General features: G+C 72.0%; 12 protein-coding genes. 3 read left to right on the plus strand and 9 right to left on the minus strand.

The genetic code is table 11. The features are described 5' to 3' along the window. Nucleotides 1-5 precede the first annotated feature (5 nt). The gene (locus tag ABD297_RS21580; RefSeq protein WP_344257193.1) at nucleotides 6-407 is read right to left on the minus strand and encodes a nitroreductase family deazaflavin-dependent oxidoreductase; all 402 of its coding nucleotides are present in this window, start codon (nucleotides 405-407) and stop codon (nucleotides 6-8) included. Nucleotides 408-495: 88 nt separating this feature from the next. On the opposite strand from ABD297_RS21580, the gene ABD297_RS21585 reads away from it, so the two are divergent. After that, nucleotides 496-1,389: a metallophosphoesterase gene (locus ABD297_RS21585; protein ID WP_344257194.1), complete on the plus strand. Its 894-nt coding sequence runs from the start codon at nucleotides 496-498 to the stop codon at nucleotides 1,387-1,389. A 138-nt stretch (nucleotides 1,390-1,527) separates the two neighbouring features. Next, nucleotides 1,528-2,343 carry an alpha/beta fold hydrolase gene (locus ABD297_RS21590; RefSeq protein ID WP_344257195.1) on the plus strand — a complete coding sequence of 272 codons (816 nt, stop codon included), beginning with the start codon at nucleotides 1,528-1,530 and terminating at the stop codon, nucleotides 2,341-2,343. Between the two features lie 63 nt (nucleotides 2,344-2,406). Here the strand turns inward: ABD297_RS21590 and ABD297_RS21595 are convergent, their stop codons facing one another. After that, entirely contained in the window at nucleotides 2,407-3,429 is a 1,023-nt protein-coding gene (locus ABD297_RS21595; RefSeq protein WP_344257196.1) for a glutathione S-transferase family protein, read from the minus strand. Between the two features lie 138 nt (nucleotides 3,430-3,567). Here ABD297_RS21595 and ABD297_RS21600 point away from each other — a divergent pair, with 138 nt between their 5' ends. Further along, complete coding sequence (locus ABD297_RS21600; protein ID WP_344257197.1) at nucleotides 3,568-4,236, plus strand: N-acetyltransferase; 669 nt, start codon at nucleotides 3,568-3,570, stop codon at nucleotides 4,234-4,236. Nucleotides 4,237-4,305: 69 nt separating this feature from the next. Here the strand turns inward: ABD297_RS21600 and ABD297_RS21605 are convergent, their stop codons facing one another. The 7 genes from ABD297_RS21605 to ABD297_RS21635 all read right to left on the minus strand — a co-directional run. Beyond that, the gene (locus ABD297_RS21605; protein ID WP_344257198.1) at nucleotides 4,306-5,523 is read right to left on the minus strand and encodes an N-acetylmuramoyl-L-alanine amidase; all 1,218 of its coding nucleotides are present in this window, start codon (nucleotides 5,521-5,523) and stop codon (nucleotides 4,306-4,308) included. A 150-nt stretch (nucleotides 5,524-5,673) separates the two neighbouring features. After that, nucleotides 5,674-5,997: a thioredoxin gene (gene trxA / locus ABD297_RS21610; protein ID WP_147068168.1), complete on the minus strand. Its 324-nt coding sequence runs from the start codon at nucleotides 5,995-5,997 to the stop codon at nucleotides 5,674-5,676. 73 nt (nucleotides 5,998-6,070) lie between these two features. Beyond that, the gene (trxB, locus tag ABD297_RS21615; RefSeq protein WP_344257199.1) at nucleotides 6,071-7,132 is read right to left on the minus strand and encodes a thioredoxin-disulfide reductase; all 1,062 of its coding nucleotides are present in this window, start codon (nucleotides 7,130-7,132) and stop codon (nucleotides 6,071-6,073) included. 217 nt (nucleotides 7,133-7,349) lie between these two features. Next, on the minus strand, nucleotides 7,350-8,207 hold the full coding sequence (locus ABD297_RS21620; protein WP_344257200.1) for a hypothetical protein: 858 nt from the start codon (nucleotides 8,205-8,207) through the stop codon (nucleotides 7,350-7,352). Nucleotides 8,208-8,407: 200 nt separating this feature from the next. Further along, the gene (sigM, locus tag ABD297_RS21625) at nucleotides 8,408-8,980 is read right to left on the minus strand and encodes an RNA polymerase sigma factor SigM (RefSeq protein ID WP_344257201.1); all 573 of its coding nucleotides are present in this window, start codon (nucleotides 8,978-8,980) and stop codon (nucleotides 8,408-8,410) included. A gap of 2 nt (nucleotides 8,981-8,982) precedes the next feature. Beyond that, entirely contained in the window at nucleotides 8,983-10,968 is a 1,986-nt protein-coding gene (locus ABD297_RS21630) for a protein kinase family protein (RefSeq protein WP_344257202.1), read from the minus strand. 60 nt (nucleotides 10,969-11,028) lie between these two features. Further along, nucleotides 11,029-11,140, minus strand: a 112-nt coding sequence (locus tag ABD297_RS21635; RefSeq protein WP_344254714.1) for an integrase core domain-containing protein, incomplete at its 5' end; no start/stop codon positions are given.

The following is an 11,140-nucleotide window of genomic DNA, read 5'->3' on the forward strand; positions in this document are numbered from 1 at the left end:
CGGTCTCACCAGGCGTGGAACGGCTCGCGTGACAGCACGGGGATCTCGACGAAGTCGTGGCACCCGAGCACCGGCAGCATGGCCCGTGGCGGCTGTGGCACCCGTCGCCGCCCCTCCACCTCGGGAACGGTGACCGGAGCACCGAGGGTCAGCAGCTCGCCGCGCAGGTGCATGCGACCTCCACCGGCTGCTCGTAGGTTGGCGAGCCAGTCGACGCCCGGCCCGTACGTCAGGGCCACCGTGACGGCATCCCCGTGGTCGAAGGCCATGATGGGGACCCGGAAGGTCCGACCCGACCGACGCCCCACGTGCTCGAGCTCGACGAACCACCCGTGTCCGGTGAGGTGCACGAGGACCTTGTTGACGTACTTCTTGTTCAGTTGCGTCACTGCACGGGGCATCGGCATGGGGACCTCCGACTCCAGCCTCGCACCAGGGAAGCCGGACGGCACCTCGACACCCCACTCAGCCGCTGCGTCGCCCTAGGCTGGCGCCATGAGCCTGACGGGCCCCCGCCCCGCGCCGACCCACGTCATCGCCCACCTCTCCGACCCGCACCTCATCGCCGGTGGGGGACTCCTGGGGGGTCACATCGACACCGAGGCGCAGCTGCGCGCGGCCCTGTCCAGGGTCGAGGGCAGCGGAGAGCGCTTCGACGCCCTCGTCATCTCTGGCGATCTCGCCGACACCGGGGACCCTGAGGCCTACGCCCTGCTCCGCGAGATCGTCGAGCCGGTGACGGAGCGGCTCGGCTGCGCCCTCGTGCTGACCGGTGGCAACCACGACGAGCGCCGGCCGCTGGCCCGTGCGCTGCACGGCGTCGACACGGACGAACCTCAGGACACGGTCACTGTCGTCAACGGGCTGCGCATCATCGCCATCGACTCAGCCGTGCCCGGCTATCACCACGGAGGGTTCTCGGACGACCAATTCGCTTGGTTGGCAAGGGAACTCGCAGACCCGGCCGACCACGGGACGGTCCTCGTCATCCACCATGCCCCGATCACCTACCGCTCTCCCGTGATGCAGCTGCTCGACTTCGACGACGTGGACAGGCTTCGTGGCGTGATCGACGGCAGCGACGTCCGCGCCGTCCTCAGCGGACATCTGCACGTCACGAGCTTCGGCACCCTGGGTGGGGTCCCGGTCTTCGTCGCCGGCGGGGTCAGCTACGTCGACGACGTCGGTGCACCACGCGAGCTGCTCATGGCGGTCGACGGGCCCCAGTCGTGGAACCTCGTCGAGGTCCACGCCGACCAGGTCGTCGGCACGGTCGTGCCCATCGCCCAGCACGACACCTGGCCGGCACTCTCGGAGGCGGTCATGGACTACATGGCAACCGTGCCGGAGGCCGAGCAGCGTGAGGTCTTCTCCCGCAAGCGGTCCTGAGGACCCGAGGAGACCTGACCGGGGGAGGCGAACACCAGGCACTGAGATCGACGGACACGACCTGTCGAGAAGCGCCGCCGCCGTTCGACGCAACCATGAGGACCCGAGAGGCGGGTCGCACCCACGAGGGAGCCGGAGATGAACCGGATCGACCAGATCGAGCGGACCACGTCCGCGGACGGAACGACGATCGCCTACGAGGCCTATGGGTCAGGACCTGTCGCGGTCGTCGTGGGCGGCGCCTTCTGTGACCGAGGAGCCTTCCGCGATCTCGCGCAGGCACTGGGTGAGCAGGGACTGACCGGAGTCACGTACGACCGCCGGGGCAGGGGCGACAGCGGGGACACCCAGCCGTACACCGTCTCGCGGGAGGTCGACGACCTGACCGCAGTCATCAGCGCTGCAGGCGAATCCGGTTCTCCTGCCCACGCCTTCGGCGTCTCCTCCGGTGGCGCGCTCGTCATCGAGGCCGCCGCAGCAGGTGCGCCACTCACCAGGGCGTCGGTCCTCGAGGTGCCGTACCGCACCGCTGCCTGGCCACCGCCACCGAAGGACTACATCGAGCGCCTCGAGGCCTTCGAGGCGGCAGGCGACCGGGAGGGAATCCTGCGCTTCTTCAACGGCGAGGCCGTCGGAATGCCGGACGAGATGGTCGACGGTCTCAAGGACAGCCCCATGTGGGAGCCGATGCTGGCGATGACCTACACCGTCAAGTACGACGGCCTCTGTCTCGGCGGCGACGAGCAGGACCTCCCGGCGAAAACCTTTGCACGAGTGACGATCCCGTTCCTCACGGTGTGCAGCAGCGGCACGGCCATGCCGTGGTTGCACGACTCTGCTGAGGTGCTCGCCGAGGCCCTTCCGAACGCCACGGCGATCGAGCTGCCGGGCGAGTTCCACCACGTCCCAGCCTCGACGCTGGCACCTGCTCTCGCCGAGTTCTTCACCAGCTGAACGTGTTTCGAGGACAGTAGAGCGGATTCCACCGCACTGCAACGGAATCCGCTCCCCGTCCTGTCAGCTGTCCAGCAGGGAGAGGACCGGGTTGTGATCCGGCGGGACGACCTCGCGCGCGGGACCGGGTGGTGTCCCCTCACCGAAGGGGGATCCCCCGAGCGCTTCACGTCCGTGCGGCGTCGCCCAGTTCTCGAGCGCAGGACCGAGCGGCACGACACCCGTGGGGTTCACGTCGGAGTGCACGACGTAGTAGTGCCGCTTGATGTGGGTGAAGTCGACGGTGTCGCCGAAACCCGGGGTCTGGAACAGGTCGCGGGCATAGCCCCACAGCGCCGGCATCTCGATGAGCTTGCTGCGGTTGCACTTGAAGTGGCCGTGGTAGACGGGGTCGAAGCGCACGAGGGTCGTGAAGAGACGGACGTCGGCCTCGGTGATGTGGTCACCGACGAGGTAGCGGCGCGTCGACAGGCGCTCCTCGAGCAGGTCGAGGTTCTCCCACAGCCGGCGGTAGGCCTTGTCGTAGGCCTCCTGCGTCCCGGCGAAGCCGCAGCGGTAGACGCCGTTGTTGACATGCCGGTAGATCGGCTCGCTGACCGCCTCGATCTCGTCGGCGAGGGCCTCGGGGTAGAGGTCGGGCGCACCCTCGCGGTGGAAGTCGCGCCACTGGGTCTCGAGGTCGACGGTGATCTGCTTGAAGTCGTTCGTCACGACGGCGCCCGTCGGCACGTCGACGATCGCGGGCACCGTTATGCCACGGGGATATTCGGGGTCACGCTTGAAGTACGCGTCCTGGATGCGAGGAATCTTGAGCACCGGGTCGAGGCCGCCGGGGTCGAGGTCGAAGGTCCAGCTCCGCTTGTCGTGCGTCGGGCCGCAGATGCCCATCGACAGGGCATCCTCGAGGCCGAGCAGACGGCGCACGATGATCGCGCGGTTGGCCCAGGGACAGGCCCGCGCCACGACGAGCCGGTAGCGCCCGGACTCCACGGGGAAGCCGTCGCGACCGTCGGCGGTGATGCGGGTGGTGATGTAGTTCGTGTCGCGCTTGAAGCTCTTCTCGACGTACGTTCCCGGCTCGCTCATGCGCCCACCCTAATTCGGTGCGCCGCGTGGACCCGGAGCGCCGTGCTGGTGTCGCGCGACCCACAGGAGGGCGGGGTCATGGTGCTGGGGCCGGACTCCGGGTCAGAATGGGGAGCATGAGGGCGGTGAGCAGACACGATGCGTGAGCTCCGACCCCTGACGTCCGACCGCGTGGGCGACCTCGTCGGCGCCTGCGCGCCGTGCACGTTCTGGCAGACCGTGCCGCGCAACGGGCACAGCGACCCCCGTGAGCCGCTCGAGCAGCTCACCGAGTGGGTCGACGCAGTGACCGCCGACTGGGGGCCGCCGGGACGCATCGCCTACGTCGACGGGTCGCCGGCAGGGCACGTCATCGTCGCGCCCGCGCGCCACGTCCCGCGGTTGGCGGCCTTCCCCACCGCCCCGGGAGACCCCTCGACGCTGATGCTGGTCACGGCGGTGACGCTGCCCGGTCAGCCGGACCGGGGGCTGCGCAAGGCCCTGGTGCAGGCGGCTGCCAAGGAGGCCCTGCACCACCGGGTGCGCACGCTCGAGGTCGTGGGTGCGCGCCCGCTCGCGGTCTCGCGCCACGCCTGCGTGCTCGACGTGGCCTTCCTCGAGAAGGTCGGTTTCCGGCTGGAGCGCGACCACCCGGCATACCCCCGGCTCCGGATGGACCTGCGCACCGTCGTGACGCTGCGCGACGAGGCCGCGGCGGCGCTGTCACGTGCCCTGTCGTGGGTGCCGGGAGCGCGGCCGGTGCCGGAGACCCACCCGAACGGCCACAGCCACGCCCACGTGTCGCACCGCGGCTCCGACCACGACTGAGCGCCGCTGACCGGACCGGTCTCCCGGGACACGGCTCGGTCAGGACCAGGACGCGGTGACGGTGCGGGGTCAGCCCACCGTGCGGTCGGCCGACACGTGCTGCCCGCGCATCGTCTCGAGGTGGCGACGGAGGTCGTCGAGGCGCAGGACGCCGGTGCGGGAGGTGTCGGCCTCGCCGAGGTAGACGCGCTGGAGGGCCACCACGACGGCCTCGGCGACGTGGTCGAGGATCTGCGCGTTGGCGAGCGAGGCGGCATCGCCCTCGTGGCTGAGGTAGCCGAAGTCCAGACGCACCGCCGGCATGCGTGTGCGGCGCAGCAGCGGCCACGTGCGGGCGTGCGACCGGCAGTCGGTCAGGCCCGTGCGCGCCACGACCTCGCGCAGCAGGAGGTCGGCGAAGCTCTCGCCGATGACCGACCAGTCGCCGTGGGCCGCGCTGTCGGGGTGGCCGTAGAAGTAGGTCGATGCGCCGTGCGCCGAGGCGGAGGCCGAGTGGTCGGTGTGCAGCGACAGCACGAGGTCGGCGTCGCACGAGTTGGCGAAGGCCGCTCGCTCCTCGTCGGTGCCGCCGTCGGTGACCTCGGTGTGGGTGAAGACGACGCTGACACCGTGCGCCGAGAGCCGACCCTCGATGCGGCGCGCGAGGTCGAGGGCGAGCCGCGCCTCGACGAGCCCCTGGTGACCGTGCGCCCCGGAGTCCCCGCCGCCGTGGCCGGGGTCGAGCACGATGGTACGGCCGCTCAGGCTGTAGCCGCCGCGACGGATGTGCTCGCGCTCGCGCAGGGCGTTGGCGGAGCCGCCGCTGACGGAGCGTCGCAGGCCCGCGAAGGCGCGCATCGTCTCGGGGCCCACGGTGCCGTCGGGAACGAGTCCCACGGCCGCCTGGAAGGCGCGCAGGGCCGAGTCGGTGCTGGGCCCGTGGAGCCCGTCGACCTTGCCCGGGGTGAACCCGAGCTCGGCGAGGCGGGACTGCAGGGCCACGACGTCGTCACCCTCGATGAAGTGCTCGGGCACGTAGCGCAGCACCCGGTCACCGAGCGCCCACCGCGCGCCGTCGAGGACGGCATACGTGGACCGTCCGACGACGCCGTCGACGATGAGCCCGCGACGCTGCTGGAAGGACTTGACGGCCTGCTCGACCCGCTCGTCGTAGACGGCGTCACCGAACCGGTCGGTGTGGCCGGAGCCGCCGGGCAAGTCGCCGGAGAGGGCGAGTCGCTCGCACACGGCCGCCACGGCGGGGCCGGAGTCACCGCGCCGGAGCACGACTGACTGCTGGGGGGTCATCTCGGCTCCTTTCCTCGGAGAGCTCCGAACGGGTCGCGGTGGGCTGTGCGTTCTGTCGGGAGTGGTCGGGCGCCGTGAGCAGCGTAGTACGCCGAAGGGGTGGCGCCATGACAGCGGACCACCCCAACGTGCGCTTCGACCACGCAGACGTCAGCCCAGGAACTCCTCGAGCTCACGCAGCAGCTTGGGCTTCGGGTGCGCGCCGACGATGGTCTTGACGACCTCACCCTTGACGTAGACGTTGAGCGTGGGGATGGACACCACGCCGTAGCGGGCGGCGGTGTCGACGTTGGCGTCGGTGTCGAGCTTGACGACCTCGATCTTGTCGCCGTACTGCTCGTTGATCTCCTCGAGGATCGGGGCGACCTTGCGGCACGGGCCGCACCACGTCGCCCAGAAGTCGACGAGCACGGGCTTGTCGCTCATGAGGACGTCGTCGGCGAAGGTGGCGTCGGTCGTGTTCTTCAGTGCCATGGAGGCTCCTTGTCGTGGGTGGCGGGGTGCGGCGGATGCGGAGGTGGTGCGGGACGGGCCGGCTGGCTCGAGGCTAGGCGTCGGCGCCGACGGTGGCCCGCGTGTCGGGGATCTCGCCGGAGTCCGTCTCGTCGATGACGGCGGCCTCGGCAGCGGCCTCGGCGGGCGTCGAGGTGTCCTCGAGCGCGGCGAGGTAGTGCTCGGCGTCGAGGGCGGCGGCGCAGCCGGAGCCCGCGGCGGTGATGGCCTGGCGGTAGGTGTGGTCGACGAGGTCGCCACAGGCGAAGACCCCGGGCACGTTGGTGCGGGTCGAGCGCCCGTCGACGAGGACGTAGCCGGCGTCGTCGAGCCCGACCCGCCCGGCGCCGTCGGCGGCCGCGGTCAGCAGCTCGTTGCGGGGGTCGTGGCCGATCGCGACGAAGAGACCGGTGATCTCGAGGTCGCGGGTCTCACCGGTGACCGTGTCGCGCAGCGTGACGCCGGAGAGCTTGCCCTCGCCGTGGATCTCGGCGACCTCGGAGTTCCAGGCGAAGCGGATCTTGTCGTTGGCGTGGGCGCGGTCGGCCATGATCTTGCTCGCGCGCAGGGCGTCGCGGCGGTGGATGATCGTGACGGTGCGGGCGAACTTCGTCAGGAAGGTCGCCTCTTCGATGGCCGAGTCGCCACCGCCGACGACGGCGATGTCCTGGTCGCGGAAGAAGAACCCGTCGCAGGTGGCGCACCACGAGACGCCGTGGCCCGAGAGCTCCTTCTCGCGCGGCAGGCCGAGCTCGCGGTAGGCCGAGCCCATCGCCAGGACGACCGAGCGGGCGCGGTGGACGGTGCCCTCGCCGTCGGTGACGGTCTTGATCTCGCCGGACAGGTCGACGGCGGTGACGTCGTCGGTGACGAGCTCGGCGCCGAAGCGCTCGGCCTGGGCGCGCATGCCGTCCATGAGGTCGGGCCCCATGATGCCGTCCTTGAAGCCGGGAAAGTTCTCGACCTCGGTCGTGTTCATCAGCGCGCCACCGGCGGTCACGGCGCCCTCGAAGACGAGGGGCTCGAGGTTCGCGCGGGCGGCGTAGACGGCGGCGGTGTAGCCGGCGGGGCCGGAGCCGATGATGATGACGTTGCGGACGGTGTCCGGTCGGGACATGGGGGCTGCTCCTCGTGACGCTTCTCGTGTCGTGGCCGCTCGTCCCGCTCGTCGTCCGGCTGGTGCCGGTGCTGCGGGACCCGCGAGCCGCATAGGCCTCAACCGATCCTAGGTGGTCGTTGTTCCCGTGCCCGTCAGCCCGAGCCGGGCCTCGCGGGTGCTGCGGCTCTCGCGGAGGGACAGGTGCGCCGGGAGAGCCCAGAGGGCCCGCAGGGGTTCAGGGGACGGGCGTGGCGCCCTTGAGCAGTCCGGGCGCGCCGGTGGTGCAGCTGCGCTCGACGGCCCAGGCCGTGCTGGCGCCGGACCGGGTCACGACGACGACGACCGCGGGCCGCCCGTCGAAGGTCGCCACGTCGGCCGAGACCGCCTCGGGGGAGGGATTCGCGGCGCCGATGGCCCCGATCTCCTCGAGGCAGGCCTCGAGTCCGATGGGCGTGGCGATCGGACCGATGCCCGGTGACTCCGCGGCGAGGTCGCGGATCGGCTCGCCGGGGTGCTCGAGCAGGGTCCGCGCCTGGGCCGCGAGGGTGCCGCTGGCGTATGCCGTCGTGCTGAGCTGGATGTGCAGGCCCGCCGAGGGGGTCGACGGGCTCCCCGACGGCCCGGCGGCCGACGGGGACGCCCCGGAGCCGGAGCTGTAGGTGTCGCCGACGGCCGCTGCACCGTTGGGACGCTTGGTGACGTGCAGGGCCGAGGCTCCCACCGCGACGACGGCCGCTGCCGCGGCGACCGCGGCGACCAGGTAGATCGGCTTGGGCCGCTCGGTCCGTGAAGGCATCGCGAGCACCGTGCCACCACCCGTGCCGCCGGTGCCGCCGGTCAGGCTGTCAGGGCTCGCGCCGTGGCTCCCGTTCGGGTGGCCGTCGGCGGCGAGGAGCGGACCGGGGTCGACGCGCAGCCGGGCGGCATCGAGCAGGGCCTGCTCGATGCGCTCGGACACCCGGTCGGGCATCGGACCGGGGTCGGGCGCGCCGGCGAGGAGGGCGCGCACCCGGGCGTCGACGTCGGCGTCGAGGCGGGGCTCGGGACCGTCGTCCTCGATCTCGTGCTCAGGGGGAGTGGGGGACTCGTCCACCGATGTGGTCCTTCGGGCAGAGTGCAGTGGTCGTACGGGCAGGCAGGGGTATGCCGGTCTCCGTGGATTCGACGGCCCCCTGTGGCCGTCGGGTTCCACCGGATTCAACCATTGTTGTGTGGGAACGCTCCGGGGCCGGGGCCCGCCGGGCTCTGGGTGGGCCGAGGATGAACCTCTGGGCGGGCCCAGGGAGACGCAGGTCAGTCGCGCTCGACCGGACGCACGCCCGGCGTCAGGCCCAGGTGCTGGGCGAGGGCCGCCCGGCCACGGGCGCAGCGGGACTTGATGGTGCCTTCGGCGACGCCGAGGATGACCGCGGCCTCGGCGACGGGCACTGCGTGCATGTCGACGAGCACGAGCGCCGCACGCTGTCCCTCGGGGAGCTTGGCGAGGGCCTCCTGGATGTCGAGGCGCACCTCGGTGGAGGCGTGGTGGTCGTGCCGGTCGGCGAGCTCGTACTCCGGCAGCTCGGCCGTGGGCTTGCGGCGGCGCAGCCGGTCGAGGCAGGCGTTGACGACGATGCGGTGCAGCCACGTCGTGACGGCGGCCTCGCCACGGAAGGAGTCGGCGCGCCGGAAGGCGGCGATGAAGCCGTCCTGCACGCAGTCGGCGGCCAGCTCCGGGTCACGCACGGTGCGCAGGGCGACCGCCCACATCCGGTCCTTGTGACGGCGGAAGAGCTCGGCGAAGGCATGGTCGTCGCCGTCGACGTGCAGTGCCAGCAGCTCCCGGTCGCTCAGATCGGCGACCGGAGCGGCGTCCCCCGGGCTCACGGTCAGCGCACCGTCACTTCGCTGATCTGCGCGCGGTAGTGGTTGGCGGCCTCGGCCGGGGCCGCCTTGGTGATGAGGACGAGGAGCTTGCTCGCCGGCTTGAGTCCGGCAGGGGCGGTGATGACGACGGTGCCGGACGCGTTCTGCTTGGAGCCGACGGTCTGGGCGCCGTCGAGCGACTTGGTCGAGCCGGAGTCGGTGGCGTAGACGGTGACGTCCTGCGGCGCGCCGAGGACGAGCGTGACCTCCTTGACGGCGGTCGGGGCGCTGAGGTCGAGCAGCACGCCGACGCCGGCCTTCTTGCCGTTGAAGGTGGGCGTGCCGTACCAGCGGGAGCGCCACTCGGTGCCGGGGTTGCCGTCGAAGGTGAGCTTGACGTTCTGGTCGGACTCGGTGCCGTCCTCCGGGTCGAAGCCGGTGCCACCGACGACCGTCACCGGTGCGGCCGGCGGCGCCTGGGTCGTGGCCGACGGCGCCTGGGTGGTGGTCGCGCTGGGCGCGGCGCTGGAGCTCGCGGCACGGGTCTTGGTCTCCGTCACGGGGGCCGCGACGCCGTCATGCTTGCCGATCTTCATGACGTTGCTGATGCCGATGACGAGCGCGAGGACGACGAGGGCGCCGACGATGGCCAGCGCGATGCGGGACTGGGTGCCGCTCGGGGCCTCCGGAGCCTCACGCCCGAAGACCGGGACGGGCGGCTCGAGGCGCGTGGCCGGCGCCTCATCGAGGGCGTCGACGAGGCCGATGCGCTCGCCCGCGAAGTCGTCGTCGAACTCGTCGAGCTGCTCGTCGCGCGAGGCGCGGCGCTCGGCGGCCCGCGCGGCAGCCTTGTCGGCGGCGGCCCGGGCGAAGGAGCCGACGCGGTCACCGATGGCGCCGGCGACGCCTGCCGCTGCTGCGGCGGCCGCGCCGGCGGCCGCGATGCCGCCCTGGAGCCGCTCGGCCGACGGTGAGCTCGTGGTGGCCCCTGTGGTCGCCCCCGTGGCGGCCGAACCGTCGTCGGGGAGGCGGTCGAAGAAGACCGTGTCGGTGCCGTCACCGGCGGCAGCGCCGGCCGCACCGGCAGCGACACCGACTCCCACGCCGGCACCCACCCCGGCGCCCATCGAGGGCAGGACGCGGGTCGGCTCGAGTCCCTCGCGGTCGTCACGACCACGCAGGCGCATGCCGGTGGCGCCGTCGGACGTCGCCATCTCGGTGGGCCACGGGGCGATCTGCAGCGCGAGGTCGCCCGGGGACACGGGGCCGCGGCGCCCGCTGCCGAGCGTCATGCGACAGATGAGGTCGAGGTCGTTGGGCACGCCCACGGCGATCTCGGAGGGCGCGGCCACGCCGCCGACGATGGTCGGTGCTGCCTCGAGGCCGACGGGAGCGCCGGCCGGGATGAGGCCGTTGTCGACGGCCACCATGGGCCAGCGACCGGTGAGTGCGGCATACGCGATCTTGACGAGGCCGACGGCGTCGGCGCGCGAGGCCCGCTCGTCGGAGAGGCGGTCGGCGTCGGTCAGGGCCGCCTCGGTGGCGAGACCGCGCACCTTGACGGCGCCGTCGGGCATGCGCAGGACCGTGCTGGGGCTGAGGGCCAGGTGGTGCAGGCCCCGGTGGGTCGCCTTGTCGAGGGCCGTGGCGGCCTCTCCGGTGATGCGGCGGACCTCGTCGGGCGAGAGGCCGCCGCCCTGCAGCAGGTGCGAGAGCGGGGCGGCGCCGGTCAGCGGCTCCTCGACGATGAAGCCGACGCCCTGGTCGGTGCCGACGTCGAGCACCCGCACGAGTCGGGGGTCCTCGATGCCGGCTGCGCGTCGGGCGGCGTCGAGCGCCGCGGCGGCGACGGACGCTCCCGCGGGGAAGCAGACGAGCACGACCTCGCGCTCGAGGGTGTGGTCGTTGGCGCGCCACCGCTCGTGGTGGGCGCCCTCGGAGGTGCGAAGCGTGACGGCATAGCGGCCGCCGAGGACCGATCCGGGTCCGACTCCCTGCACGTGCGTCACCCTCCCCTCGTCCGGTCGTGCGTGCATGCGTGGTTCGCGCCCCATCCTAGGTGTACTCGGTCAGCAGGTTGGTGACAGGAGGCTGGACGGCGGGAGCCCGTCGAGGGCGGTGTGGCGTCGTCGAGTGTTGTAGTGCTCCAGCCATGGCGCAAGAGCTGCGGTTCGTTCGTCA

The organism is Terrabacter carboxydivorans (genome assembly GCF_039532035.1).
Classification (GTDB): Bacteria; Actinomycetota; Actinomycetes; order Actinomycetales; family Dermatophilaceae; genus Terrabacter; species Terrabacter carboxydivorans.